This window comes from Actinoplanes oblitus (assembly GCF_030252345.1).
GTDB lineage: Bacteria > Actinomycetota > Actinomycetes > Mycobacteriales > Micromonosporaceae > Actinoplanes > Actinoplanes oblitus.
In genome coordinates, this window is sequence record NZ_CP126980.1 from 1,946,728 (window position 1) to 1,972,248 (window position 25,521).

Sequence of the window (25,521 nt, forward strand, 5' to 3'; positions counted from 1 at the left end):
CCGCTCACCCGGCCACCTCTCGTTCCGGTGACCGGCCGGCCGGCCCGGCGTCCGACGGCGCGCCGGTGGCTAGTCCTTCAGCGGGTCGTGGCCCCAGTTCATCAGGGAGTAACGCCACTTCGTCTCGGTGATGTCGCCCTCCGGGCGCTGGGCGAGGTGGCGGTGCACGTAGCCGACGACCTTGTGCATGTGCTGCTCGTCCGCCTCGGTGAGGGCGGACTTCGTCTTGTCCAGCAGCTCGACGATCTTCCGGCCCGAGTCGTGGCCGACCGACTCGGCGCCGGCCGAGGCCTTCTGCCCGACGTCCTTCGACTCCGCGGTGCCGAGCCACTTCCGCAGGTCGGCGGCGCTCATGTTCACCGCCTCGCGGAACTCCGGGTACACGTCAGCCACGCTTCAGCGCCCCCGGCTTGTGCACCGCGCCCTTGCCGGTCTTGTCGCTGCGCACCCGGTACTGCGGGTCGTCGGGCGAGGCCGCGACGGTGCGGCCGGCCGCCTCGGTCCGCTTGGTGATCTTCTGTTCGACGGTGCCGTGGACGTTCTCGCCGTGGCTGCGCCAGGTCACCTCGTCACCCTTTTTCAGGTCCTTCTCCGCCATACCCGCCGGATACCCCGTGGTGAGCGAGGAAACCGCCGAGGGGGTGGTGACCGGCAAGGGGGTCAGCGGGCCGGGAGGTCGCAGACGAAGATCGCGGTGCCCGGGAACAGGCGGCCGCGCAGCGGGCTCCACTGGCCCCACGTCTCCTCGTGCCCCTCCGGCCACTCCGGCTCGATCAGGTCGCGCAGCACGAAGCCGGCCGCCACCAGCTCGCGGACCCGGTCGCCGAGCGTGCGGTGCTGTTCCAGGTAGGTGACGCGGCCGTCCTCGTCGCGCTCGACGTAGGGGGACCTGTCGAAGTACGAGTTCCGGGCGAGCAGGCCGCTCTCGTCGGGCTCGTCCCAGAAGACCCACCGCATCGGATGTGTGACCGAGAACACCCAACTGCCGCCGGGACGCAGCACGCGGGCCACCTCCCGCATCGCCGCGGCCGAGTCGGCCACGAACGGGATGGCGCCGAACGCCGTGCACACGATGTCGAACGACGCCGCCCGGAACGGCAGGGCGAGCGCGTCCGACTGGATCAGCGGTACGCGTACGCCCGACCGGGCGGCCGCGGCCTGAGCGTGCCGCAACATGCCCGCGGACAGGTCCATCGCCACCGCGCGGGCGCCCTGCCTGCGCAACCACCGGGCGCCGGCGGCGGCACCGGCGCCGATCTCCAGGACGTCCCGGTCGCGCACGTCACCCAGAAGTCGCGCGTCGGCCTCGCGCAGCCGCTCGGGGCACCAGACGAAATCCACGTCGCCGAGGAAGGCGCCGTGCTCGTCCTGATAGTCGTCGGCGTCGAGATCCCACCAGGCCCGGTTGGCGTGGCGCGTCTCGTCCTCGGTCACCCGAGGGTTCTCGATGGTGGGGATCTCGGTCACTCGACAACGGTACGACAGGCGTGTCCCGCGTCCTGAATCGGCTCAAAACGGGCATGCTGACGGGTTCTGTCCGAACAATGTGCCGCGGTCATCAGGAGGGCTTGCAACCTGTGGTAATGCGCACGGTAAGCTAGTCGATGCGCTCGCGGAACGTGTGCCTCGGCAGGGAGCAGGTTCCACGGTCGCCGGTCTCGGCATGATCGACTGGTAATGATCTGACTGCTCCTCGGTTGGTCGTCTCGTTCGTTCGTGCCGCGTCCAGCGGCAGTTCCGTCGAGCGCGGGAGACACCACGAATCCATCCGTTCGGAGCAACTGTCCACATGACGAGCAGCATCGAGGCCACCTCGAGCGCCAACCGTGTCACCGTCGACGACCTCGGCTCTGAGGAAGCTTTCCTCGCAGCCATCGACGAGACCATCAAGTACTTCAACGACGGCGACATTGTCGAAGGCACCGTCGTCAAGGTCGATCGGGACGAGGTCCTGCTCGACATCGGCTACAAGACCGAGGGCGTCATCCCCTCGCGCGAGTTGTCGATCAAGCACGACGTGGACCCCGCGGAAGTGGTGTCGGTCGGTGACCACATCGAGGCCCTCGTCCTCACCAAGGAGGACAAGGAAGGCCGTCTGATCCTCTCGAAGAAGCGCGCTCAGTACGAGCGGGCTTGGGGCACCATCGAGAAGATCAAGGAAGAGGACGGCGTCGTCCGCGGCTCGGTCATCGAGGTCGTCAAGGGTGGTCTCATCCTGGACATCGGCCTCCGTGGCTTCCTGCCGGCCTCCCTGGTCGAGATGCGTCGTGTCCGCGACCTGCAGCCGTACGTCGGCCGCGAGCTCGAGGCGAAGATCATCGAGCTGGACAAGAACCGCAACAACGTGGTTCTGTCCCGCCGCGCCTGGCTCGAGCAGACGCAGTCCGAGGTTCGCACCGAGTTCCTCAACAAGCTGCAGAAGGGCCAGGTCCGCAAGGGCGTCGTGTCCTCCATCGTCAACTTCGGTGCCTTCGTGGACCTGGGTGGCGTGGACGGCCTGGTGCACGTCTCCGAGCTCTCCTGGAAGCACATCGACCACCCGTCCGAGGTCGTCGAGGTCGGCCAGGAGGTGGAGGTCGAGGTTCTGGACGTCGACCTGGACCGCGAGCGCGTCTCGCTGTCGCTGAAGGCGACCCAGGAGGACCCGTGGCGTCAGTTCGCCCGGACCCACGCGATCAACCAGATCGTCCCCGGTAAGGTCACCAAGCTGGTTCCGTTCGGCGCCTTCGTCCGCGTGGACGACGGCATCGAGGGTCTGGTGCACATCTCCGAGCTGGCCGAGCGGCACGTCGAGCTGCCCGAGCAGGTCGTCCAGGTGGGCTCCGACGTCCTGGTCAAGGTCATCGACATCGACCTGGAGCGTCGCCGGATCTCGCTGTCGCTCAAGCAGGCCAACGAGGGCTTCGTCGAGGGCGAGGAGCACTTCGACCCGACCCTCTACGGCATGGCCGCGACGTACGACGCCGAGGGCAACTACATCTACCCGGAGGGCTTCGACCCGGAGACGGGCGAGTGGCTCGAGGGCTTCGAGAAGCAGCGCGAGACGTGGGAGAAGCAGTACGCCGACGCCCGCGAGCGCTGGGAGGCCCACACCAAGCAGGTGCAGGCGTCCCGCGACGCCGACGCCGAGGCCGCACTCAACCCGGCTCCGACCGGCGGCGTGACCACCTCGTCGTCGACCTCGTCGAGCTCGTCCGCCCCGGCGCGGTCGGCCGAGGAGCCCGCGGGCACCCTGGCCACCGACGAGGCTCTCGCCGCCCTGCGCGAGAAGCTGGCCGGCGGCAAGAGCTGACCTGCCCGGTTGCTCCGGTAAGTAGCTGAGAAAGACCGTCCCGGCTTCGGCCGGGGCGGTCTTTCCGTTTTCCCGGTACGTGTCGTTCGCCAAGTCGTGACCCGCTGCCACCGCGCCGTCCGGGCGCCGGGCCGGGATACTGAGCGCATGCTGAAGGTCGGTCTCACGGGTGGCATCGGCGCCGGCAAGAGTGCCGTCGCCACACGGCTCGCGCAGCTCGGCGCGGTGATCATCGATGCCGACAAGCTGGCCCGCGAGGTGGTCGAGCCGGGCACCGACGGGCTGGCCGAGATCGTCACCGCGTTCGGGGACGGGGTGCTCACCCCGGAGGGTGCGCTGGACCGCCCGGCGCTCGGGGCCAAGGTCTTCGGGGACGAGGCGGCCCGCCGGCGGCTGGAGCGGATCATCCACCCCCGGGTCCGGGCGCGCACCGCCGAGATGATCCGCGAGGCGCCCGCCGACGCGATAGTGGTGAACGACGTTCCGCTGCTCGTCGAGACGGGACTGGCGCCGACGTACCATCTGGTTGTCGTCGTCGCGGCGGACCGTGCGGTGCGGATCGAGCGGTTGACCCGCGACCGGGGCATGTCGGCGGCGGAGGCCGCGGCCCGGATCGGCGCGCAGGCCGACGACGCCACCCGGCAGGCGGCCGCCGACGTCGTGCTGCCCAACACTGACGATCTGGCGGCACTGCACGCCCGGGTGGATCTGCTGTGGCGCGACCGGTTGGTGGAGTTCGAGCGGAATGTCCGGCGCGGCGTCGCGGCCCCCAAGTCGTCCGAGCTGAGCATCCGGCAGCCCGACCCGGGCTGGCCCGCGGCGGCCGCCCGGCTGATCGCCCGGATCCGGCATCACCTCGGCGACGCCCTCGGCTCCGCCGAGGTGCATCACATCGGGTCGACAGCGGTGCCGGGTCTGCCGGCCAAGGACATCATCGATCTCATGCTTTCGGTACGCACGCTGGACCAGGCTGACGCGCTCGCCGCGGGTCTCGCCGCCGCCGGTTTCCCGTGCCGGCCGGGCGAGTGGACGGACAACGCCCGGGGGCTGTCCGGGGAGACGTGGCCCAAGAGGGTGCACGGCTCGGCCGATCCGGGCCGGCCGGTGATCCTGCACCTGCGGGTGGCCGGATCGCCGGGGTGGCGGTTCGCCCTGCTGATGCGCGATCACCTGCGCGCGGTGCCGGCCGCCCGGGAGGCCTACGCGGCGGCGAAAGCCGAGCTGGCGCTGCGGTTCGCCGACCGGGCGGGGTATGCCCGGGCCAAGCAGCCGTGGTTCGACGAGGAGGCGCGGGCCGCGTACGACTGGGCGGAGGCCACCGGGTGGCAACCGCCCGCATTCTGATCCGCCGGGGGGCGGACGTGGAGCGGCGCTCGCGGCGGCCGGCCCGCTTCCGCGCGACCCCCGCGGGTGCGCTCGCCGGGTGCCGGGGCGCATCGACCGCGGTGCGGCACGGCTGGACCGTTGGATGATCCTGACCGCGCACGTCGGCCGCCGCGAGCGGCCTACCCCGCCAGGGTAGGCGGCGCGGGAAAGGCCCGACAATGCCGCACCGCCGGGCCGATTGTGCACCATCGGCACGCCCGTCCCGGAACTTGTCATACCCCCGACGTACGGTGGTGGACATGGCGCTCGACATCCCACGACTCGACGGCCGGTTCGAGGTCGTCAGCGACTACCAGCCGGCCGGTGACCAGCCCGCGGCGATCGACGAGCTGGAGCGGCGGGTCCGCGCCGGTAACCGGCACACCGTGCTGCTCGGCGCCACCGGCACCGGCAAGAGCGCGACCACCGCCTGGCTGATCGAGCGGTTGCAACGGCCGGCCCTGGTCATGGCACCGAACAAGACGCTCTGCGCCCAGCTCGCCAAGGAGTTCCGCGAGCTGCTGCCGCACAACGCCGTCGAATACTTCGTCAGTTACTACGACTACTACCAGCCCGAGGCGTACATCGCCCAGACCGACACCTACATCGAGAAGGACTCGTCGGTAAACGAGGAGGTCGAGCGGCTCCGGCACTCGGCCACCATGTCGCTGCTCACCCGCCGGGACACCATCGTGGTCGCCACGGTCAGCGCGATCTACGGCCTGGGCACCCCGCAGGAGTACATCGAGCGCGCCGTCAAGGTCAAGGTCGGCGGCGAGATCGACCGGGACAAGCTGCTGCGCCGGCTGGTCGACATCCAGTACACGCGCAACGACGTGGCCTTCCAACGCGGCACGTTCCGGGTGCGCGGCGACACGCTGGAGATCATCCCGGCGTACGAGGAACTGGCCGTCCGGGTCGAGCTGTTCGGCGACGAGGTGGAGAAGCTCTACTATCTGCACCCGCTCACCGGCGAGGTGGTCCGCGAGGTCGACGAGCTGATCATCTTCCCGGCGACGCACTACGTGGCCGGTCCGGAGCGGATGGAGCGGGCGATCCGCGACATCGAGGCCGAGCTCGGCGAGCGGCTGGCCGAGCTGGAGCGGCAGGGCAAACTGCTGGAGGCCCAGCGGCTGCGGATGCGCACGACGTATGACATCGAGATGATGCGGCAGGTCGGCTTCTGCAACGGCATCGAGAACTACTCGATGCACATGGACGGGAGGCAGCCCGGCGACCCGGCGTACACGTTGCTCGACTACTTCCCCGACGACTTCATCACGGTCATCGATGAGTCGCACGTCTCGATCCCGCAGATCGGCGGGATGTATGAGGGTGACGCCTCGCGCAAGCGGATCCTGATCGAGCACGGCTTCCGGCTGCCGAGCGCTGCCGACAACCGTCCGCTGCGGTTCGACGAGTTCCTGGACCGGGTCGGCCAGATGGTGTTCCTCTCCGCGACCCCGGGCAACTGGGAGATGGAGCAGGCGCAGGGCGAGTTCGTCGAGCAGGTGATCCGGCCGACCGGCCTGGTCGACCCGCAGGTCGTGGTGAAACCGACAAAGGGCCAGATCGACGACCTGATGCACGAGATCCAGCTCCGGACGGAGAAGGACGAGCGCGTCCTGGTCACCACGCTGACCAAGAAGATGGCCGAGGACCTCACCGACTACCTGCTGGAGAACGGCATCCGGGTCCGCTACCTGCACTCCGAGGTGGACACCCTGCGCCGCGTCGAGCTGCTCAAGGAGCTGCGCAAGGGCGACTACGACGTCCTGGTCGGCATCAACCTGCTGCGTGAGGGTCTCGACCTGCCCGAGGTGTCGCTGGTGGCGATCCTCGACGCCGACAAGGAAGGGTTCCTGCGCAGCGGCCGATCGCTGATCCAGACCATCGGCCGGGCCGCGCGGAACGTGTCCGGCGAGGTACACATGTACGCCGACAAGATCACCCCGTCGATGCGGGACGCGATCGACGAGACCGACCGGCGGCGGGCCAAGCAGATCGCCCACAACGAGGCGCACGGGATCCAGCCGCAGGCGCTGCGGAAGAAGATCCACGACATCCTCGACGACATCTACCGCGAGGCGGAGGACACCGACTCGGCGATCGTGGGCGGCGGTGGCCGTCAGATGTCGCGGGGCAAGGCGCCGGTGCCGGAGACGCGCTCCAAGGGGCGCGCGGCGGCGGGGCCGGCGCGCGAGGGGATGGCCCGGGCCGAGCTGGCGCAGCTCATCCAGGACCTCAACGACCAGATGCTGGGGGCGGCCCGGGAGTTGCAGTTCGAGCTGGCGGCCCGGATCCGCGACGAGATCTCCGAGCTGAAGAAGGAGCTGCGCGGCATGGACATGGCGGGGGTGAAGTAGACCGCGCGGTCCGGCGGTGAGCTCGGCTCTTGTCGGGGCACCGCTCTTGTTCAGGGCTGCCGGCTGCGGCTCTTCTCAGGAGCGGTCATGGCTCCTGCCAGGGGGCGGCCGGCTGCTGCTGGGCGGGCGTGGCCAGTTGTCGTCCTCGTCGCCGGGGGTGCCGCCGGCCTGCTCCCAGCGGGTGCGGATCATCTCGTATGCGGTGTGGAGCGCCTGCTCGTCCGGTGGCGGGGCGTTGCGTTCGCCGAGGGCGGCCTCCCGGACGGCGAGGGGCAGGACAGCGTGGTGCACGCGGTGGCGTCCGCCCAAGCGGCGCCATTCGCCGGCGAGCTTCACCTGCAGTGCGTAATAGCCTCGGCTGCCGGGTGATGCGTTCCGGCCCGACCACCCGTCGGCGGGGGCGATCCGGACGCCGTTGAGCTTCGTCCAGGAGATGAGGATCGGGCGGCGGAGCCGGGGGCGCAGCAGGAGGCCGTCGTCCCGGACGCGGAACCGGGGGAGAACCGGTCCGAGTCGATTCCCATCGATCACGGATACATCGTGTACCCCGGCGGCCAGGACCCGGGGCACACCCGGCACCGGCGGGGTGGCCGGCAGCGGGTCATGTTCTCGGTTCGCCTGCCGGCCGCCGCATCCGGCGGGGCCGCTGAGGCGGCCGCCGGAGGGGCAGTAGCCGGGGTCGGGTCGGGTGGCTGGGTCAGCCGGCGAAGAAGTCGTGGTCCGGGTCGGGCTGGCCGGCGAGGGAGGGCAGGCCGGTGAAGTACTCGGAGACCGGGGGCTGGGCCAGCGTGGCGGAGATCAGGGCGCGCCACTGGGCGAAACGTTCGGTGCGCCGGAAATGGTGATCGTGCGCGTCCATGGAATCCCATTCGACCAGGAGCAGGAAGCGCGTGGCCGACTCGACGCGATGCTTCAGCGCCAGCCCGCGGCAGCCGTCGGCGCCGGCGATCAGCGGGCGCCCGAGCCGGTAGGCGGCGACGAAATCGGCATCCCGCCCGGGGAGGACGTCGATAAGCATGACTTCGAGGATCATGCCCGCAAGCGTCCCATACGCACCAGATGGCGACCTTGCTAGGCACCCCGGAGTGATCGGGACCGCTCGGCGTGGGCAGGTGAGCGGCCCGCGAGGACAACCGTGGCGGCGGGTGCCCGGACCGCGCCTGAAACGGGTGAACGGCCGATCGGTCGTTGCCACCAGGGAGCGACGGCTGCCCGCGAAGATCGCGATTCGGTCAGCGGTGAGCGCCTGATCCGATGCTGCCCGAGGGGAGGAAGTGCCTGGTGAGAGCGCTGTTGCCGGGGCTTCCGCCGGCTCCGGAGACGTTGAGGCGAGATGGCCGCGGAGTTGCGTACGGGAAATTGCCTTGGTGGGTGGTTTGGAGAGCGAGTCCGGCCACTCTTCCGCTCCCGGTGTGTCGATCGGGGTGGGGATGCGCAACAATGGTTGTGTGGGAGGGGAGTATTCCCCCGCCCCGGTCTCGTCAACACGGAACGCTCGCCTGGGTGACCAGCGGGCGACCCGGGGCCGGGGGTCGCGACGAAGCTTCGCGGCGGAAGAGACCTCCGACAGTCGCACGTCGCTGGGCCTTTCGTGATCCATCCGGAGAGGGCGCAGCGACGACACGTGTCTGCCGGAGGTTCGCATTGAACGTTTCAGCCTGGGTTTGGCTCGCCACGTTGGTGGCGTTGATGGCCGTGCTCGCCGTGGATCTGTTGATCATCGGGCGCCGGCCGCACGAGCCGACCATGAAAGAGGCAAGTGGCTGGGTCGCCTTCTACGTCGCGCTCGCGCTGCTCTTCGGCGCCGGGGTCTGGGCGGTCGGCGGTGGGCGGGCGGCCGGTGAGTTCTACACCGGCTGGCTCACCGAGTACTCGTTGAGCGTCGACAACCTGTTCGTCTTCGTGATCATCATGGGCCGGTTCGCGGTGCCGCGCCGATACCAGCAGAAGGTGTTGCTGATCGGCATCGTGCTCGCGCTGGTCATGCGGGGCGCGTTCATCGCCGCCGGCGCGGCGCTGATCTCGCAGTTCTCCTGGGTGTTCTACATCTTCGGTGCGTTCCTGGTCTACACGGCGGTGACGCTGGTGAAAGGTGGCGAGAACGACGAGGAGGACTTCAAGGAGAACGTGCTGATCCGCTGGGCGAAACGAGCGCTTCCGCTCTCCTCGTCGTTCGGCGACGGGCAGTTCCGGGTCGTCACCTCGGCCGGCAAGCGCCTCTTCACCCCGATGCTGATCGTGATGATCGCCATCGGCACCACTGACCTGATCTTCGCGCTCGACTCGATCCCGGCCATCTTCGGGATCACCAAGGAGCCGTACCTGGTCTTCACCGCGAACGTCTTCGCGCTGATGGGCCTGCGGCAGCTGTTCTTCCTGCTCGGCGGCCTGCTGGAGCGCCTGGTCTACCTGAACGTCGGCCTCGCCGCGGTGCTCGCCTTCATCGGCGTCAAGCTCTTCCTCGAGGCCCTGCACACCAACAGCCTGCCGTTCATCAACGGCGGCAACGGCCTGCACTGGGCCCCGGAGATCCCGATCTGGCTGTCCCTGCTGGTCATCCTCGGCACCCTGGGCATCGCCACGGTCGCCAGCCTGGCCAAATCCGCCCGGGACCGCAAAAGGGAACTGATCACCGCCGCCCACTGACCCCTTTTCGGTACGCGATGAGCACCTGAGCCCGGGCGGCATCCGCTGCCCGGGCTCGTGGCTATCACGGGTGGTGCTGATCGGGCTCGCTGTCCACAGCAGCGGTCTGTCCACAGGCCGCCCACGTGATCTTCCCGAATGCCGCCACACTGATCGACGGGGGCTCCCCCAGGGATAGGGCGGGGTTGCGCGATCTTGGGTTCCTGCTGTTCAGAGACGCGGGGATGGGCGGCGGGCGGCTGGGCGGAGCCGGGCGGCGGGGCGCTGGGCAGCTTGGCGGAGCAGGCGGTGTCTGGCTTGGCGGAGCGCGGACGGCGGTTGGGCGGAGCGGACGACGTCTGGCTGGGCGAGCCTGGCGGCGTCTGTCGGGCGGTTGGGCGGAGCGGACGACGTCTGGCTGGGCGGAGCCTGGCGGCGTCTGTCGGGCGGCTGGGCGGAGCGGGTGGCGGCTGACCGGGCGGCTGGGTCGAGCGGGTGGCGGCTGGCTGGGCGGCCGGGCCGGGCCGGTGGCGGCTGGCTGAGCGGAGCCGGGGCGGCTGGGGCGACCGGGTGGCGGCTGGCCGGGCGGCTGGGCCGAGCCGGTGGCGGCTGACTGAGCGGAGCTGGGCGGCTGGGCGGAGTGGGCGGCGGCTGACCGGGCGGAGCGGGCCGCGGCTGATCGGGCGGAGCGGGCGGAGCGGGCGGCTGGGCGGAGCCGGCGCGGCGGCTGGCCGGGCGGAGCGGGCCGGGGGCGTACCGGGAAAGCGAAGCGGTCCGGGGAAGAGCGGCCCGTGGCGGGAAAGCGGCGTGGAAACGGAGACGCCCCCGCCGGAAAGGCGGGGGCGTCTCGGTGACGGTGATTACTGCTGGTGCTTGCGGCGCGCGGCGGCGCGGCCCCGGGCGGTCTGGTCGAGGACGACCTTGCGGATGCGGATCGCGGACGGGGTGACCTCGACGCACTCGTCCTCGCGGCAGAACTCGAGGGACTGCTCGAGCGACAGCTTGCGCGGCGGGATCACCTTCTCGGTGTTGTCCGCGCTCGCGGCCCGCATGTTCGTGAGCTTCTTCTCCTTGGTGATGTTGACGTCCATGTCGTCCTCGCGGGAGTTCTCCCCGACGATCATGCCCTCGTACACCTCGGTGGTCGGCTCGACGAAGAGCTGGCCGCGCTCCTGGATGTTGATCATCGCGAACGGGGTGACCGCGCCGGCCCGGTCGGCCACCAGGGACCCGTTCTGCCGGGTGCGGAGGTCGCCGAACCACGGCTCGTGGTCCTCGTACAGGTGGTGCATGATGCCGGTGCCGCGGGTCTCGGTGAGGAACTCGGTCCGGAAGCCGATCAGGCCGCGCGCCGGGACCAGCCACTCCATCCGCAGCCAGCCGGTGCCGTGGTTGGTCAGCTGCTCCATCCGGCCCTTGCGGGTGGCCAGCAGCGAGGTGATCGCGCCCATGTACTCGTCGGGGGCGTCGATGGTGAGCCGCTCGACCGGCTCGTGCACCTTGCCGTCGATGACCTTGGTGACCACCTGCGGCTTGCCGACGGTCAGCTCGTAGGACTCGCGGCGCATCTGCTCGACCAGGATGGCGAGGGCGAGCTCACCACGGCCCTGGACCTCCCAGGCGTCCGGGCGCTCGGTCGGCAGGACGCGGAGCGAGACGTTACCGATCAGCTCCTTGTCCAGGCGGTCCTTCACCATCCGCGCGGTGACCTTGGCGCCCTTGACCTTGCCGACCAGCGGCGAGGTGTTGGTGCCGATGACCATCGAGATGGCCGGCTCGTCGACCGTGATCAGTGGCAGCGGGATCGGGTTCTCCGCGTCGGCGAGGGTCTCACCGATCATGATCTCCGGGATGCCGGCGACGGCCATGATGTCGCCCGGGCCGGCGCTCTCGGCCGGCTTGCGCTCCAGGCCCTCGGTGATCAGCAGCTCGGAGATCCGGACGTTGGTGATCGTGCCGTCGGTCTTGCACCAGGCGACGGTCTGGCCCTTGCGGATGGTGCCCTCGTGCACCCGGCAGAGCGCCAGGCGGCCGAGGAACGGCGACGCGTCCAGGTTGACGACGTGCGCCTGCAGCGGCGCGCCCTCGGTGTAGGTCGGGGCCGGGATGGTGTTCAGGATCGTGGAGAACAGCGGCTCCAGGTCGGCGCTGTCCTGCGGGACGGCGCCGTCGGCCGGCTGGTTCAGCGAGGCGATGCCGTCGCGGGCGCAGGCGTAGATGATCGGGAACTCGATCTGGTCCTCGTCCGCGTCGAGGTCGAAGAAGAGCGCGTACGTGTCGTCCACGACCTCCTTGATCCGGGCGTCCGGCCGGTCCACCTTGTTGATCACCAGGATGATCGGCAGCTTGGCCTGGAGCGCCTTGCGGAGCACGAAGCGGGTCTGCGGCAGCGGGCCCTCGGACGCGTCGACCAGCAGCACCACGCCGTCGACCATGGTCAGGCCGCGCTCCACCTCGCCACCGAAGTCGGCGTGGCCCGGAGTGTCGATGATGTTGATGACGACCGGGTCGCCCTCGGCCGGCTGGTAGCTGATAGCGGTGTTCTTGGCGAGAATGGTGATGCCCTTTTCCCGCTCCAGGTCCATGGAGTCCATGGCGCGTTCGGCCATCTCGCCACGCGCGTGGGACTGACCGCCCTGTCGGAGCATGGCGTCGACCAGTGTGGTTTTGCCATGGTCGACGTGAGCGATGATGGCGACGTTGCGGAGGTCGGTGCGGGTCTGCATACCTCCCATTGTCCCCGGTTCAGGTTGCCGTTCGTGACACGGGGTCAAGTCCGGAATCTTGGCATCCTTTGGGTGGTTTGCCGGTCACCACATCGTGATCATCGGTTGCTAGCGTTCCTCTTCGATGTCTCAACGGGGGAGGACTTCGTCGATGAAGGTGCGGTTGGCGGCCCTGACGGCGGTGCTGGTGGTGGCCGCGGGATGCGGCTTTGGCGGCAAGGACGACGACAAGGCGTCCGGTTCGGCGCCGACGGTGGCGGTGACGTCCGAGTCGCCGGTCCCGGAGGAGTCGCCCACCCCGGAGCCGGTGGAGACGACGACGGCGCCCGCGCCGAAACCGTCGAAGACCAGCAGCAAGCCGAAGAAGACCCGGTCGTCGCCGACGCCCACCGGGCCGGTGAACAACTTCCAGGCGGCGTCCTGCACCAAGGCGCCGACGGTGAAGAACGTGTCGAAGGCCAAGGCGAAGGCGGCGCTGAACGCGGCGGCGACCAAGATCTACTGGCCCGGGTCGGCGCCGACCCTCAAGGTGCCGGCCGACCTGGTCCGCGCGGTGGCCTGGCACGAGAGCGGCTGGCAGTCGGCGATCGAGAACTGTGACGGCGGATACGGCCTGATGCAGGTGATGCCGGACACCGAGGCGTTCATCAACCAGCGCTTCGAGCAGTCCTACGACTACAAGGACTACCGGCAGAACGCGATCATCGGGGCCAACCAGCTGGCCTGGCTGACCAAGTACTTCGGGCACCTCTTCTTCAAGGACAAGTACGACCTGAGCACCTCGAAGTGCCGGACGGACAGCTCGCCGTGCCTGCTGAACCTGGTGATCGACGGCTACAACATGGGGTTCGGGAACACCGAGACGGCGTACCGGGACGGCAAGCGGCTGTCGAACCCCGAATACGTCGCGATCGTCCGGGCGAACATGCGCTCCTGCTTCTGCGACAACTACTGATCCGGGGTGGTCCCGGGGCCCCCGGGACCGCGAGCTACACTGGTCAGCGGACCCGAGACCCCGCTTACCAGCCGTTTTGACCCTCTCGTCAGGGCGGTAGTAAGGTCTCGGGGTTGTCGTGTGTCGTTGATGCTGGCGAGCTGCGTTTTTCTCGGCCCGCAGCTCACCCTAAGGAGCCTTACCCGATGCCTCCCAAGAAGAAGACCCATGAGGTAACCCTCGCGCTTGAGGCGGGTAACGCCGCGATGGTCGACCTCGGTAAGATGCTCGGTCCGACCGGTGCCAACATGCGTGCCGTCAAGGTCGAGTACGACGAGGCCACCGCGAAGAACCGGGGCGAGATCATCCCGGTCATCGTGTCGGTCTACGAGGACCGTAGCCACACGCTGGCCTACAAGACCCCGCCGACCAGCTTCCTGATCCGCAAGGCGCTGGGGATCCAGTCGGGTGCGTCGAACCCGCTGACCCAGACCGTCGGCACGCTCAGCGCGCAGCAGGTCAAGGAGATCGCGGAGCGTAAGCTGCCCGACCTCAACGCGAACGACATGGACGCCGCGATTCAGATCGTGAGCGGCACCGCGCGTTCGATGGGCGTCAAGGTCGCGTCCTGATCATCAAGATCTGAGAACGGCCCCGGACTTCGGTCCGGGGCCGTTTTTCATCATCGGGCCTTGGGGGAGATCACCTCGTCGAGCAGCCCGTATTCGAGGGCCTCCGCCGCGTTCAGGCTCCGCCCCGCGGACAGGTCGTCCTCCACCCGGCTGCGTGGTTTCCCGGTCACCTCGGCGAGCCGCACCACCACCTCCTCCAGCTCCCGCAGGTGCTGCCCGGCCGCGGCGGCCACCTCGTCGGCGGTCCCGTTCACCCCGGCGGCCCGCGGCTCGGCCAGCTTGAACCGGGCGTGCCGGTAACCGGCCCGGCGGTCCGCGGCGGCCAGCACGGCCAGTGCCGCCCCGCCCGCCTCCGCGGTGACCAGCGCGTGCACCGGCGACACCAGCGCGTCGATCACGTCGACCACGGCGAGCGCGGCGCTCAGCTCACCGCCCGGGCAGGCCACGTGCAGCTGGATCGGTGCCTGGCCGGCCGCGTCCAGGGTGAGCAGCGCCGCCGAGATGCCGGTCGCCACCTCGCTGGTGAGCTGGCCGCGGATCATCACGATGCGCTGGTCGAAGAGCCGCTCCTCGAGCCACCCGGGGAACGCCGGGCCGGGGTCCGGCGGCTGGGGTGGCTGCACGGGGAAGCCCCACCGGGACGGATCGTGTCGCAGGTTCACCAAGGCGGCCTCCACGTCATCTCCGGTCTTCCGCCAGCCTACGTGGCAAACCCGCCGGGAGCCGGAATCCGCCCGGGCCCGCGGGCTTTCACCGGTGGAGACGGAACTCACACCGCCGGGCGAAGGGGGCGGCGCGGACCGCTCAGGGTCCGAGCAGCGCGGCCGCCGTGGCGCGGGCCAGCCGGGCCGCGTCCGGGGTGTGCTCGCGGACCGCTGTGACGATCGCGCCGTCCATCAGCATGACCAGCTGCGCGGCGAGACCGGGCCGGTGGCGGCCGGCCTCGGTGAGCAGGCCGTCGACGTACCCGATCACCGCCCGCTTGTGCGCGTCGGCGACCGCGTGCGCCGGGCTCGCCGGGTCGGCGGTCTCCACGATGGTGTTGATGAACGCGCAGCCACGGAAGTCGGCACGGGCGAACCGCTCGGCGAGCGCGTCGAAGACGGCGAGCGGGCGATCGGCCGGGAGCGGCGCGAGCCGTTCCACCGACGACCGCAGCCACTCCCGCCAGGCCTCGTCGCGCCGCTGGAGCACCGCCACGACCAGGTCGTCCTTGCCGGGGAAGTGGCGGTAGAGGGAGGCCCGGCCGACCCCGGACTCGGCCAGGATCCGCTCGATCCCGACCGAGCGGATGCCGTCGGCGTAGAAGAGCCGCTCGGCGGTGTCGAGCAGCCGGTCACGGGCGTGGGTGGGCATGAGGGGACCCTACCGATCGCGGGCGGCGGCGCGGGTCACGGCGATGGCGTTGGCGACGGCGTAGCCGGCCACCGCGTACGGCACCAGGGCCGGGTGGCCGGTGGCGACGGCGCCGGTCGCCACCACGGCGAGGGCCACCGCACGCCGCACCGGGCCGTGCCGGCGCAACTGCCAGAGCGTGGTCATCGGGCCGGCTCCAGCGCCGGGGCGGCCGGGAAGTCGAGCTCCGGCCGGGCCAGGTGGTTGAACGAGTTCGACAGGACGTTGAGCGCGACGTGCGCGACGATCTCGGCCAGCTCGGCGTCGGTCACGCCGGCCGCCCGCGCCGCCGCGAGCCGCTCGTCGCCGACCCGGCCGCCGGTGTGCAGCACCGCCCGCGCGACGTCCAGGATCGCCGCGGTGTGCGGGTCCGCGTCCCGGCCGCGGCGGGTGCCGGCGATCTCCGCGTCGGTGGCGCCGAGCTTGCCCATCCGCATGGTGTGCGCCGCCTGGCAGTAGTCGCAGCCGTTCTCCTGCGCGATCAGCAGGGCGAGCTGCTCACGGGTCCGGGCGCGCAGCACGCCACGGCTGAGCGCGTCGCGTAACGCCAGGTAGCCGGCCAGCGCCTGCGGGCCGTTGGCGAGCGCGGCGTAGAGGTGGGGCACCCGGCCGAGCTGGCGGCGGGTGTCCTCGAGCAGGGCCCGCTGCCTGGCGTCGGCGGTCTCCTCGGTGACGAGCTGCATGACGTGCCTCCAAAACGGTACCGATCGGTTCCATCTGACGCCGAAACGGTACTGCTCGGTACCGTTTTCGGCAAGCGTGGTTTTCGTGCAACCTGTGCGGGACGCGAGTCGTCAGGGAGGTGTGAGAGCGAAGGAGGTCTTGTGAGAAGCGAGCGCGACGAGCAATTCCACCGCTTCGTGGTGTCCCGCAGATCCGGCCTGGTGCGCACTGCCACCCTGCTGACGGCGGGCGACGCGCACCTGGCGGAGGATCTGGTCCAGTCGACGCTGACCAAGCTGTACGTGGCTTGGCCGGCGTTCCAGCGGGCCGACAATCCGGACGGATACCTGCGCCGCGTGCTGGTCAACGCGTTGACCGACGAGCGGCGGCGCTGGTGGCGGCGGCGGGAGGAGTCGATGGCAGACGTGCCCGACCTGCCCGCGGCCGAACAGGCGGCACACGGGGAGCTGGCGGACGGGCTGCGCGCGGCCCTGCGGCAGCTGCCACCACGGATGCGGGCGGCGCTGGTCTTCCGTTACTTCTACGACCTCGACGTCGCCGACACCGCCGACGCCCTCGGCTGCTCCGAGGGCACGGTGAAGAGCCAGACCGCCCGGGCCCTCGACCGGCTCCGGGTCGTCATCGGTCCATCGCTGTCCACCGCCCACAGTTGAGAAGGCACACCATGACCACTTTGCGTGACCAACTCGCCGATCTCGCCGGTTCGCCCGGCGAACCGACCACCGTCCAGGCCGACGCCGACCTGGCCCGCGGCCGCGCCGCCCTGCGCCGCCGCCGGGTGCTGCAGTCCGCCGCCGGCTCCGCCCTGGTGGTCGCGGTCGCCGCCGCGACCGTCGGCCTCACCACCGCGGGCCGGCCGACCGGCACGGCGCCGCAGGCCGGCGGCACCACCGTCGCCGCGACCACCGCCACCGCCGGGACCGCCGCGTTCGATCTCGTCTCCTACACCGGCAAACAGCCCGCCGGCTTCTCGGTGGACAAGGTGCCGGCCGGCTGGGAGGTGCAGGGTGTCACCGAGGGCTTCATGACGCTGGCCCCGGTCGGCGCCAAGCCGCACAACAGCGCCGTGCCGCAGGGCGACGTCGCCGACTCCGACGCGGCCAGCTTCGTCGGCAAGGTCGCCGTGATGCTGCAGTCGGTCGACGAGCACGGCGAGATGCCCGGCAAGCCGGAGAGGGTGACCGTCGGCGACAGGACCGGCTTCTTCGTCAAGCGGCCCGGCACCACCGGCGACGGGGTCACCCTCTTCGTCAAGCAGCCGAACGGCATCAACCTGGAGATCCAGGTGTGGGACGGCATCGGCTGGACCCACGACCAGATCGTCGCCTTCGCCGCCGGCGTCCACGTCAACCCGAACGCCAAGCAGGGCCGCGGCTGACCCGGCCGGCCGACGACAACCGGATCCGGGCGCGCCAATCGCCCGGATCCGGCGCCTACACGTCTACCACCCGCGCGCATCCCGCCGGCGGTCGCCTCACCAACCGCGGTCTCGCCACTGCGGGACAGCCGGGCGCTCGGCGCCGAGCGTGCTGTCCTTGCCATGGCCCGGATAGAACCAGGTGTCGTCCGGGAAACGGTCGAAGAGCTTGTGCTCGACGTCGTCGATCAGGGACTCGAAATTCTCCCGCACGCCGCGGGTGTTGCCCACGCCGCCCGGGAACAGGCTGTCGCCGGTGAACAGGTGCACCCGGCCGCCGCCGGGCTCCTGGTACGCCAGCACGATCGAGCCCGGCGTGTGCCCCACCACGTGGATCACCTCGAGCCGGTGCCCGCCCACCTCGACGGTGTCGCCGTCGCGCAGGGTGCGGGTCACCACCGGCAGCGCCCCGGCGTCCGCCTCGTGCGCCAGCGACGCCGCCCCGGTCGCCGCGACCACCTCGGCCAGCGCGAACCAGTGGTCCTGGTGCTGGTGGGTGGTCACCACGGTGGCCAGGCCGCCGTCGCCGATCAGTTTCAGCAGCGCGGGGGCGTCGTTGGCGGCGTCGATCAGCAGCTGCTCGCCGCCGGCGTCGGTCAGCAGGTACGCGTTGTTGTCCATCGGGCCGACCGACACCTTGGTCAGGGTCAGGCCGCCGCCCAGGTCCCGGGTGCCGGGGGCCTCTCCGGTGTAGTCAGTGGTCATCTCGGCCTCACTTCCACCGCATGGGCTGGGGGAGCTCGCCGTCCGGCGAGACGGTCAGGTCGGCGCCGTCGGCCCGGCCGGCCAGCCACGCCGCGAGCGAGCGGGTCGGGCCGCCGATCGCCGGGCCGTCCGCCGCGCCGATCACCAGCGGGTGCTCCACCCCGGCCGGGTGCAGCACCATGGCCGGCGCCGACGCCGGCAGGTCACCGGCGATCTCCCGGAGCAGCCGCAGCGCGAACGCGTCCGACCAGTCCACCGGCGTGTAGCCGCGACCCAGGTCGACGTGGTGCACCTCGACCTCGCGCAGCCGGGCCCACGGCACCACGGCCGCGGACGGGACCATCGTGGGGTAGGCGAACGTCCAGGCGGTGGCCGGCATCGCGGCGGCCGCGTCGGCGAACCGCTCGTGCGCGGCCCGGAGGTCGGCGATCTGCTCGTCCAGCGGCCGCCCGGCGCCGGCCTCGATCGCCGCGTCCCGGGCCTCGCGGGACGCGTAGGCGGGCGTCTCCACCCCGGTCCGCGCCCAGGTCAGCAGGTTGGTCAGGGCGTCCGCGTTACGTGCCAGGTGGGTGAGCACGTGGCCGACGGTCCAGCCGGGCAGCGCGGACGGCTCGCCGATCACGGCGTCGTCGAAGTCCTCGACGGCCCGCAGCAGCTTCTCGGTGGCCTGCTCCACGTCGGTCATCAGGACCAGCGGGTCGATTGTCACGCCTTGACACTAGCGTCCCGGCACTGGTCCGCAGGGCCGGGGAAATCACTTTCGCGGCGCTGAGCGGAACCGTACGGTCGATCGGAGACGCGCCGCTGGATCCGGACCCGCGGAGGAGGTGAGGCACGTGTCGTTCGTCGTTGTCGCGTCCCTTCACCCGGGGGCCTTCGCCCCTACTCGACCGTAAAGGGTTCCCATGTCGTCGTTCGACCTGTCCCAGCTCGGCTGGGACGAGTTCTTCGCATCCTCGTTCGCTGGCTACGACCGCCCCGACACCGTCCCCGGCCGGGTGCTCCGCGCCGACCGCGGGATCAGCACCGTCCTCACCGCGACCGGTGTCATCCGGGCCGGCCTGGGCGGTAACGCGATGCTCGACGCGGCCCGCGACCCGGCCTCGCTGCCCTGTGCCGGCGACTGGGTGGTGCTGCGCCACTGGCCCGATCGCCGGGTCACCCTGGAGCTGGTGCTGTCCCGGCGCACCACGCTGATCCGGCGCACCGCCGGCAAGGACGCGTCCGGCCAGGTGCTCGCCGCCAACATGGACACCGTCGCGGTGGTCGAGCCGATCTTCCCCGAGCCCAGCGACGCCCGGGTGGAGCGCCTGCTCGCGCTGGCCTGGGAGTCCGGCGCCGACCCGCTGCTGGTGCTCACCAAGAGCGACACCACCACGAGCCCGGAGGCGGTGGCCCGGCAGCTCGCCGAGCTGGCCCCCGGCGTCCCGGTCGTCCCGGTCAGCGTGCGACGCGGCCGGGGCCTCGACCGGCTCCGCGAGTTCGTCGCGCCGGGCCGCACGCTGGCCCTGCTCGGCAGGTCCGGGGCCGGCAAGTCGACGCTGGCCAACGCCCTCGCGGGCACCACCGTCATGCCGGTGCAGGCGATCCGCGACGCCGACGGCAAGGGCCGGCACACCACCGCGTACCGGAATCTGATCACCGTTCCGGGGGGTGGCTGCGTGCTGGACACGCCGGGCATCCGGGGGGTCGGCCTGCTGGACACCGAGTCCGGCCTGGACCGGGCGTTCGCCGACGTCACCGAGCTGGCCGGGCGGTGTCGCTTCGACGACTGCGGGCACGAGGCCGAACCGGGCTGCGCGGTGCGGGCCGCCCTCGCCGACGGCTCGCTGCCGGCGCGCCGCCTGGCGAGCTGGCGCAAGCTGCGCCGGGAGGTGGCGGTGGAGAGCCGGCGCCGCTCGGTCCGGCTGGCGACGGCGCCGCGCCGGCGCCGGCCCTGAGCACGGGAGGACCGGCGGCTCACGGTCGCCGCCGGTCCCGGTGCACTTCCGATTCCGGTACGCCGCGAGCACCCCGTGTGTGGCCGGCTCGTCGTCGGCAGCCGTGGGTGACCACGGGAGCTGTGGCCGTACCGTAATCCGGGGTGGCGCGGCGGGAAGCGGCGCGTCAGCGCACCTCACACCGTGCCGGACAGCGTGCCCGGGCTTTTCCGGGGTCCAGGCGGCTCTGGCAGAATCCGGTCGGTGCGTGCGGCGGAGGAGATGCTCGAGGAGCGGGACGGGGCGGTCGCCACCGGGAGCCGGACCGGGTTCACCGGGTGGCGGCGGAGCGATCTCGGGGTGTTGCTCGGTTTCCTGGCGCTCGCCGTCCTCGTGATGATCCGGCTGTGGCTCGATCCGAACGGCCGGGTGCTCGACGGCAACGACGACGACCACGGGATCTTCCTGTTCATGCTGGCCCACGGCGAGCGGGTGGTCTTCGACGGTGCCCCGCTGTTCTTCGAGAGCCACCTGAACGCGCCGGTCGGCGTCAACATGATGGCGAACACCGCGATCCTGGCGCTGAGCCTGCCGCTCGCCCCGGTCACCCACTTCCTCGGCGGCGGCGTCTCGGTCGCGATCATCCTGACCACCGGGCTGGCCGGCACCGCCGCGGCCTGGTACTGGCTGTTCGCCAGGCACCTGGTGGCCAGCCGCCGCGCGGCGCTGATCGGCGCGCTCTGGTGCGGTTTCGGGCCGACGATGATCTCGCACGCCAACGGGCACCTCAACTTCGTCAGCCAGTACCTGGTGCCGCTCATCGTCTGGCAGGTGCTGCGGCTGCGTGAGCCCGGCCGGGCGGTGCGCGGCGGGATCGTCCTGGGCCTGCTGATCGTGCTGCAGATCTTCATCAACGAGGAGACGCTGCTCTTCACCGCGCTCACCCTCGGCGTCTTCGTGCTCGCCTACGCGATCATGCGGCGGGCCGAGGCGCGCGCGACGGCCCGGCGGTTCCTGGCCGGGCTCGGGGTGGCCACCGGGACCACGCTGGCGCTGGCCGGCTACCCGCTGTGGTACCAGTTCCTCGCGCCGGGCAATTACCACGGCCAGCCGTTCGCGCCGACCGAGTTCGTCACCGACCTGCTGGCGCTGGGCGCCTACCCCCGGCAGTCGGTGGCCGGCATCGACGCGGTGGCCGAGCGGCTGAGTGTGAGCGCCACCGAGGACAACACGTTCTTCGGCCCGGTCGGCCTGCTCATGATCGCGGTGGCGCTGCGAATGCTCTGGCGGTCCGCCGCCGCCCGGTCCGCGGCGATCGCCGGGCTGGTCCTGCTGATCGCCTCGCTGGGCCCGCGGCTGCAGGCGGCCGGCGTCAAGACCGCCATCCCGCTGCCGTTCGCCCTGGTCAGCCACATCCCGGTGATCGACCTGGTGAGCGTCACCCGGTTCGCCATGGTGCCGGCCACCATCGCCGGGATCCTGCTGGCCCTGGCCGCCGACCGGATCGGCGAGTACCCGCGGGTGCGCCGCCGCCGGTTCTGGGTGGGGATGACGCTGGCGCTGGTCCCGCTCTTCCCGACACCGGCCCCGGTGGTCCAGGGCGACCCGCTGCCCGAGTTCCTGACCGCCGGGCTGTGGAGGCGGTACGTGCCGGACGGCCGGACCCTGGTGCCGGTGCCGCTGCCCGAGGTGACCACCGGGCGTACCGCGCAGCGCTGGGCGACCCTGGAGAACCTGGACTTCGCGGTGCCGCGCGGCTACTTCATGGGCCCGGCCGACCCGCCGCACGACCGCACCGGGTCGTGGCGGGCACCGGTCCGGCCCACCACCGAACTGCTCAACCGGGTGCAGGCGACCGGGCAGCGGCCGGCGCTGACCGAGGCGGACCGCGCGCTGATCCGGGCCGACCTGGTGTACTGGCGGGCGGCGGTGGTGATGCTGGTGCCGGAGGCGCCGAACGTGGCGGCGCTGCGGGCCACATTGACCGGCGCACTGGGCGAGCCGCGGCTGGTCGGCGGGGTGGAGATCTGGGACGTGCGGTCACTGGTCGATCACCCGGCGGAGTGACGTGTCAGCGTCCGATCTGCGGGAATGTCCGGCATCTGAGCGGCGCTGCACCTAGGCCGACGGAAATTGTCATACCCCATGGCTAGAGTGTTCGCCGTCTTCAAACACTTGTACGGAGAGGCTGGTAGTGGCCGACCGACTGACTATTCGTGGCGCTCGCGAGCACAACCTGCGCGACGTCAACCTGGACCTGCCCCGCGACGCCATGATCGTCTTCACCGGTCTCTCCGGTTCGGGCAAGTCCAGCCTCGCGTTCGACACCATCTTCGCCGAGGGGCAGCGGCGTTATGTCGAGTCCCTCTCCTCATACGCACGGCAGTTCCTCGGCCAGATGGACAAGCCGGACGTCGACTTCATCGAGGGCCTCTCGCCGGCCGTCTCGATCGATCAGAAGTCGACGAGCCGTAACCCGCGCTCGACCGTCGGCACCATCACCGAGGTCTACGACTACCTGCGGCTGCTCTTCGCCCGCACCGGCATCCCGCACTGCCCGGTCTGCGGCGAGCGGATCAGCAAGCAGACCCCGCAGCAGATCGTCGACCGGGTGCTGGCCATGCCGGAGGGCACCCGCTTCATGGTGCTCGCCCCGGTCGTCCGCGGCCGCAAGGGGGAGTATGTCGACCTCTTCGCCGAGCTGCAGGCCAAGGGCTATGCCCGGGCCCGGGTCGACGGCGTGGTCCACCCGCTCACCGAGCCGCCGAAACTGAAGAAGCAGGAGAAGCACACCATCGAGGTGGTGGTCGACCGGCTCAGCGTGAAGGCGAGCAGCAAGCAGCGCCTGACCGACTCGGTGGAGGCCACCCTCGGCCTGGCCGGCGGCATCGTCCTGCTCGACTTCGTCGACCTGCCCGAGGACGACCCGGAGCGCGAGCGCCGCTTCTCCGAGCACCTGGCCTGTCCGAACGATCACCCGCTGGCGATCGAGGACCTGGAGCCCCGGGTCTTCTCCTTCAACGCGCCGTACGGCGCCTGTCCCGAGTGCACCGGCCTCGGCACCAAGAAGGAGGTGGACCCCGAGCTGATCATCCCGGACGAGGAGAAGAGCCTCAGCGAGGGCGCGATCCAGCCGTGGTCCGGCGGCACCACCCAGGAGTACTTCTTGCGGCTGCTCGAGGCGCTCGCCAAGGCCGAGGGCTTCAAGCTGAACACGCCGTGGCGGGCGCTGCCCAGCGCCGTGCAGAAGACCATCCTGTACGGCGCCGAGGACCAGGTGCACGTGCGCTACCGGAACAAGTACGGTCGCGAGCGCTCGTACTACACCGGCTTCGAGGGTGTGGTGCAGTGGATCGAGCGGCGGCACAACGACACCGAGAGCGACTGGTCCCGCGACAAGTACGAGGGCTACATGCGCGACGTGCCCTGCTCGGTCTGCGGTGGCGCCCGGCTCAAGCCCGAGGTGCTCGCGGTCACCGTGGCCGGCAAGAGCATCGCCGAGGTCTGCAACCTGTCGGTCGGTGAGTGCGCCGAGCTGCTGGCCGGGCTGGAGCTCGACGACCGGCAGAAAATGATCGCCGAGCGGGTGCTCAAGGAGATCAACGCCCGGCTGCGCTTCCTGGTCGACGTCGGCCTGGACTACCTCTCCCTGGACCGTGGCGCCGGCACCCTCTCCGGCGGCGAGGCGCAGCGCATCCGGCTCGCCACCCAGATCGGCTCCGGCCTGGTCGGCGTGCTCTACGTGCTGGACGAGCCGTCCATCGGCCTGCACCAGCGGGACAACCACCGGCTGATCGAGACCCTGGTCCGGCTGCGTAACCTCGGCAACACGCTGATCGTGGTGGAGCACGACGAGGACACCATCCGGACCGCGGACTGGATCGTCGACATCGGCCCGGGCGCCGGCGAGCACGGCGGCCAGATCGTGCACAGCGGCACCGTCGACGGCCTGCTGGCCAACGAGAACTCGCCGACCGGCGCGTATCTCTCCGGCCGCAAGTCGATCCCGACGCCGGCCACCCGGCGGCCGCAGACCGCCGGCCGCGAGGTGGTGGTGCACGGGGCGCGCGAGCACAACCTGCGCAACCTCACGGTCCCGTTCCCGCTCGGCCAGTTCATCGCGGTCACCGGGGTCAGTGGCTCGGGCAAGTCGACGCTGGTCAACGACATCCTGCACACCGTGATGGCGAACCAGATCAACGGCGCCCGCCAGGTGCCCGGCCGGCACACCAAGGTCACCGGCCTGGAGAACGTGGACAAGGTCGTCGGCGTGGACCAGTCGCCGATCGGCCGGACCCCGCGCTCCAACCCCGCCACCTACACCGGCGTCTTCGACCACGTCCGCAAGCTGTTCGCCGAGACCGCCGAGGCCAAGGTGCGCGGCTACGGTCCCGGCCGGTTCTCGTTCAACGTCAAGGGCGGCCGGTGCGAGAACTGCTCCGGCGACGGCACCATCAAGATCGAGATGAACTTCTTGCCGGACGTCTACGTCCCGTGCGAGGTGTGCAAGGGCGCCCGGTACAACCGGGAGACCCTCGAGGTGCACTACAAGGGCAAGACCATCTCCGAGGTGCTGGAGATGCCGATCGAGGAGGCGGCGACCTTCTTCGAGGCGCTGCCGGCCATCCATCGGCACCTGCGCACCCTGGTCGACGTCGGCCTGGGCTACGTGCGGCTCGGCCAGCCCGCGACCACCCTCTCCGGTGGCGAGGCGCAGCGCGTCAAGCTCGCCTCCGAGCTGCAGAAACGCTCCACCGGCCGGACCGTCTACGTGCTCGACGAGCCGACCACCGGCCTGCACTTCGAGGACATCCGCAAGCTGCTGATCGTGCTCAACGGCCTGGTCGACAAGGGCAACACGGTGATCACCATCGAGCACAACCTCGACGTGATCAAGACGGCCGACTGGCTGATCGACATGGGCCCGGAGGGCGGCAGCAAGGGCGGCCTGGTGCTGGCCACCGGCACGCCGGAGGAGCTGGCCGAGGTGCCGGAGAGCCACACCGGGCAGTTCCTGCGGCACGTGCTCGGGCTCGCCGGCGACGCCGCCGGATCGCCGGCGGCGATCGCCCGGGCCGCCAAGGCCAACGGAGAAAAGGCGACCGCGACGAAGGCCCGTGCCACCAGGTCGCGGGTCAAGGCCGCGGTCTGACCCCGCCCGGCGATCGGTGAGCGGCGGCCGTCTCCACGCGGAGACGGCCGCCGCTGCCGTGCCGGGTTGTTTCCCCGGACGGTTCGCCCACCGGCCCGTCCGGCGGGTCCCTCTCGCCGGACGGGTTTCATGACGTGCGGAAAGTTGATTTTAGAAACTTCTTAGGCTTCGGACAGCCCCGCCGCCGAGCCGATCTCCTAGTGTCGATCGCGGCGACGGCGGTGACCGGAACGGCCCTGACCGAGGCGGACGAACCGGGGAAGGACGCCGCCGCCCGCGGTGGTTAATCTCGCCGCACGCATGAACCGA

23 protein-coding genes are annotated in these 25,521 nt (G+C 70.8%); 11 read left to right on the forward strand and 12 right to left on the reverse strand.

Annotated features, from left to right (window positions below; genetic code table 11):
- Nucleotides 1-69: 69 nt before the first annotated feature.
- From Actob_RS08930 to Actob_RS08940, 3 genes are all read right to left on the reverse strand, one after another.
- Complete coding sequence (locus tag Actob_RS08930; RefSeq protein ID WP_284919587.1) at nucleotides 70-393, reverse strand: DUF3140 domain-containing protein; 324 nt, start codon at nucleotides 391-393, stop codon at nucleotides 70-72.
- Nucleotides 386-598 (reverse strand): hypervirulence associated TUDOR domain-containing protein, encoded by a 213-nt coding sequence (locus Actob_RS08935; RefSeq protein WP_284919588.1) that lies wholly within the window; start codon nucleotides 596-598, stop codon nucleotides 386-388. Before Actob_RS08935 ends, Actob_RS08930 begins: the two co-directional genes overlap by 8 nt.
- A 62-nt stretch (nucleotides 599-660) precedes the next feature.
- Nucleotides 661-1,467, reverse strand: coding sequence for a class I SAM-dependent methyltransferase (locus Actob_RS08940; RefSeq protein WP_284919589.1), 807 nt, complete (start codon nucleotides 1,465-1,467; stop codon nucleotides 661-663).
- Nucleotides 1,468-1,789: 322 nt separating this feature from the next.
- Here Actob_RS08940 and rpsA point away from each other — a divergent pair, with 322 nt between their 5' ends.
- From rpsA to uvrB, 3 genes are all read left to right on the forward strand, one after another.
- Nucleotides 1,790-3,292, forward strand: coding sequence for a 30S ribosomal protein S1 (gene rpsA, locus Actob_RS08945; protein ID WP_284919590.1), 1,503 nt, complete (start codon nucleotides 1,790-1,792; stop codon nucleotides 3,290-3,292).
- 147 nt (nucleotides 3,293-3,439) lie between these two features.
- On the forward strand, nucleotides 3,440-4,636 hold the full coding sequence (gene coaE, locus Actob_RS08950) for a dephospho-CoA kinase (protein WP_284919591.1): 1,197 nt from the start codon (nucleotides 3,440-3,442) through the stop codon (nucleotides 4,634-4,636).
- 281 nt (nucleotides 4,637-4,917) lie between these two features.
- Nucleotides 4,918-7,023, forward strand: a complete 2,106-nt coding sequence (uvrB, locus tag Actob_RS08955) for an excinuclease ABC subunit UvrB (RefSeq protein WP_284919592.1) — start codon at nucleotides 4,918-4,920, stop codon at nucleotides 7,021-7,023.
- Nucleotides 7,024-7,098: 75 nt separating this feature from the next.
- Here uvrB and Actob_RS08960 read toward each other — a convergent pair whose 3' ends face one another.
- Together Actob_RS08960 and Actob_RS08965 are read right to left on the reverse strand one after the other, a co-directional pair.
- A complete protein-coding gene (locus tag Actob_RS08960) occupies nucleotides 7,099-7,554 on the reverse strand; it encodes a hypothetical protein (RefSeq protein WP_284919593.1) in 456 nt (151 codons plus the stop codon).
- Between the two features lie 166 nt (nucleotides 7,555-7,720).
- Nucleotides 7,721-8,056, reverse strand: coding sequence for an antibiotic biosynthesis monooxygenase family protein (locus Actob_RS08965; RefSeq protein WP_284919594.1), 336 nt, complete (start codon nucleotides 8,054-8,056; stop codon nucleotides 7,721-7,723).
- A 611-nt stretch (nucleotides 8,057-8,667) separates the two neighbouring features.
- Between Actob_RS08965 and Actob_RS08970 the strand changes: the two genes are divergently transcribed.
- A complete protein-coding gene (locus Actob_RS08970) occupies nucleotides 8,668-9,669 on the forward strand; it encodes a TerC family protein (protein ID WP_284919595.1) in 1,002 nt (333 codons plus the stop codon).
- Between the two features lie 839 nt (nucleotides 9,670-10,508).
- Here the strand turns inward: Actob_RS08970 and typA are convergent.
- Nucleotides 10,509-12,374 carry a translational GTPase TypA gene (gene typA / locus Actob_RS08975; RefSeq protein ID WP_284919596.1) on the reverse strand — a complete coding sequence of 622 codons (1,866 nt, stop codon included), beginning with the start codon at nucleotides 12,372-12,374 and terminating at the stop codon, nucleotides 10,509-10,511.
- A 151-nt stretch (nucleotides 12,375-12,525) separates the two neighbouring features.
- Here typA and Actob_RS08980 point away from each other — a divergent pair, with 151 nt between their 5' ends.
- Both Actob_RS08980 and Actob_RS08985 read left to right on the forward strand, forming a co-directional pair.
- Nucleotides 12,526-13,329: a transglycosylase SLT domain-containing protein gene (locus tag Actob_RS08980; protein WP_284919597.1), complete on the forward strand. Its 804-nt coding sequence runs from the start codon at nucleotides 12,526-12,528 to the stop codon at nucleotides 13,327-13,329.
- A 185-nt stretch (nucleotides 13,330-13,514) separates the two neighbouring features.
- Nucleotides 13,515-13,940: an uL11 family ribosomal protein gene (locus Actob_RS08985; RefSeq protein ID WP_185040379.1), complete on the forward strand. Its 426-nt coding sequence runs from the start codon at nucleotides 13,515-13,517 to the stop codon at nucleotides 13,938-13,940.
- Between the two features lie 50 nt (nucleotides 13,941-13,990).
- Here Actob_RS08985 and Actob_RS08990 read toward each other — a convergent pair whose 3' ends face one another.
- From Actob_RS08990 to Actob_RS09005, 4 genes are all read right to left on the reverse strand, one after another.
- Nucleotides 13,991-14,617, reverse strand: a complete 627-nt coding sequence (locus Actob_RS08990) for an ATP-dependent Clp protease proteolytic subunit (RefSeq protein ID WP_284919598.1) — start codon at nucleotides 14,615-14,617, stop codon at nucleotides 13,991-13,993.
- A 127-nt stretch (nucleotides 14,618-14,744) separates the two neighbouring features.
- Nucleotides 14,745-15,296 (reverse strand): TetR/AcrR family transcriptional regulator, encoded by a 552-nt coding sequence (locus tag Actob_RS08995; protein ID WP_284919599.1) that lies wholly within the window; start codon nucleotides 15,294-15,296, stop codon nucleotides 14,745-14,747.
- 9 nt (nucleotides 15,297-15,305) lie between these two features.
- A complete protein-coding gene (locus Actob_RS09000) occupies nucleotides 15,306-15,482 on the reverse strand; it encodes a hypothetical protein (RefSeq protein WP_284919600.1) in 177 nt (58 codons plus the stop codon).
- Nucleotides 15,479-16,018 (reverse strand): carboxymuconolactone decarboxylase family protein, encoded by a 540-nt coding sequence (locus Actob_RS09005; RefSeq protein ID WP_284919601.1) that lies wholly within the window; start codon nucleotides 16,016-16,018, stop codon nucleotides 15,479-15,481. The genes Actob_RS09000 and Actob_RS09005 overlap by 4 nt, the downstream gene beginning before the upstream one ends.
- Nucleotides 16,019-16,159: 141 nt before the next feature.
- Here Actob_RS09005 and Actob_RS09010 point away from each other — a divergent pair, with 141 nt between their 5' ends.
- Both Actob_RS09010 and Actob_RS09015 read left to right on the forward strand, forming a co-directional pair.
- Complete coding sequence (locus tag Actob_RS09010) at nucleotides 16,160-16,672, forward strand: SigE family RNA polymerase sigma factor (protein ID WP_284919602.1); 513 nt, start codon at nucleotides 16,160-16,162, stop codon at nucleotides 16,670-16,672.
- 11 nt (nucleotides 16,673-16,683) lie between these two features.
- The gene (locus Actob_RS09015) at nucleotides 16,684-17,397 is read left to right on the forward strand and encodes a hypothetical protein (RefSeq protein ID WP_284919603.1); all 714 of its coding nucleotides are present in this window, start codon (nucleotides 16,684-16,686) and stop codon (nucleotides 17,395-17,397) included.
- Nucleotides 17,398-17,493: 96 nt separating this feature from the next.
- On the opposite strand, the gene Actob_RS09020 is transcribed toward Actob_RS09015, so the two are convergent.
- Together Actob_RS09020 and Actob_RS09025 are read right to left on the reverse strand one after the other, a co-directional pair.
- The gene (locus tag Actob_RS09020) at nucleotides 17,494-18,141 is read right to left on the reverse strand and encodes an MBL fold metallo-hydrolase (protein ID WP_284919604.1); all 648 of its coding nucleotides are present in this window, start codon (nucleotides 18,139-18,141) and stop codon (nucleotides 17,494-17,496) included.
- A gap of 7 nt (nucleotides 18,142-18,148) precedes the next feature.
- Nucleotides 18,149-18,850, reverse strand: a complete 702-nt coding sequence (locus Actob_RS09025) for a maleylpyruvate isomerase family mycothiol-dependent enzyme (protein ID WP_284919605.1) — start codon at nucleotides 18,848-18,850, stop codon at nucleotides 18,149-18,151.
- A 196-nt stretch (nucleotides 18,851-19,046) separates the two neighbouring features.
- Here Actob_RS09025 and rsgA point away from each other — a divergent pair, with 196 nt between their 5' ends.
- From rsgA to uvrA, 3 genes are all read left to right on the forward strand, one after another.
- Entirely contained in the window at nucleotides 19,047-20,081 is a 1,035-nt protein-coding gene (gene rsgA / locus Actob_RS09030) for a ribosome small subunit-dependent GTPase A (protein ID WP_284919606.1), read from the forward strand.
- A 243-nt stretch (nucleotides 20,082-20,324) separates the two neighbouring features.
- Nucleotides 20,325-22,127 (forward strand): hypothetical protein, encoded by a 1,803-nt coding sequence (locus tag Actob_RS09035; protein WP_284919607.1) that lies wholly within the window; start codon nucleotides 20,325-20,327, stop codon nucleotides 22,125-22,127.
- A gap of 127 nt (nucleotides 22,128-22,254) precedes the next feature.
- On the forward strand, nucleotides 22,255-25,212 hold the full coding sequence (uvrA, locus tag Actob_RS09040) for an excinuclease ABC subunit UvrA (RefSeq protein WP_284919608.1): 2,958 nt from the start codon (nucleotides 22,255-22,257) through the stop codon (nucleotides 25,210-25,212).
- The last annotated feature ends 309 nt before the right edge of the window (nucleotides 25,213-25,521 follow it).

Bases quoted from the DNA above. Each gene is read 5' to 3' on its own strand.
- uvrB (WP_284919592.1), top strand. From the start codon at position 4,918: ATGGCGCTCGACATCCCACGACTCGACGGCCGGTTCGAGGTCGTCAGC.
- Actob_RS09020 (WP_284919604.1), bottom strand. From the start codon at position 18,141: ATGACCACTGACTACACCGGAGAGGCCCCCGGCACCCGGGACCTGGGC.
- rpsA (WP_284919590.1), top strand. From the start codon at position 1,790: ATGACGAGCAGCATCGAGGCCACCTCGAGCGCCAACCGTGTCACCGTC.
- Actob_RS09005 (WP_284919601.1), bottom strand. From the start codon at position 16,018: ATGCAGCTCGTCACCGAGGAGACCGCCGACGCCAGGCAGCGGGCCCTG.
- Actob_RS09015 (WP_284919603.1), top strand. From the start codon at position 16,684: ATGACCACTTTGCGTGACCAACTCGCCGATCTCGCCGGTTCGCCCGGC.
- rsgA (WP_284919606.1), top strand. From the start codon at position 19,047: ATGTCGTCGTTCGACCTGTCCCAGCTCGGCTGGGACGAGTTCTTCGCA.
- typA (WP_284919596.1), bottom strand. From the start codon at position 12,374: ATGCAGACCCGCACCGACCTCCGCAACGTCGCCATCATCGCTCACGTC.
- coaE (WP_284919591.1), top strand. From the start codon at position 3,440: ATGCTGAAGGTCGGTCTCACGGGTGGCATCGGCGCCGGCAAGAGTGCC.
- Actob_RS09000 (WP_284919600.1), bottom strand. From the start codon at position 15,482: ATGACCACGCTCTGGCAGTTGCGCCGGCACGGCCCGGTGCGGCGTGCG.
- Actob_RS08985 (WP_185040379.1), top strand. From the start codon at position 13,515: ATGCCTCCCAAGAAGAAGACCCATGAGGTAACCCTCGCGCTTGAGGCG.
- Actob_RS08935 (WP_284919588.1), bottom strand. From the start codon at position 598: ATGGCGGAGAAGGACCTGAAAAAGGGTGACGAGGTGACCTGGCGCAGC.
- Actob_RS08980 (WP_284919597.1), top strand. From the start codon at position 12,526: ATGAAGGTGCGGTTGGCGGCCCTGACGGCGGTGCTGGTGGTGGCCGCG.
- Actob_RS08995 (WP_284919599.1), bottom strand. From the start codon at position 15,296: ATGCCCACCCACGCCCGTGACCGGCTGCTCGACACCGCCGAGCGGCTC.
- Actob_RS08965 (WP_284919594.1), bottom strand. From the start codon at position 8,056: ATGATCCTCGAAGTCATGCTTATCGACGTCCTCCCCGGGCGGGATGCC.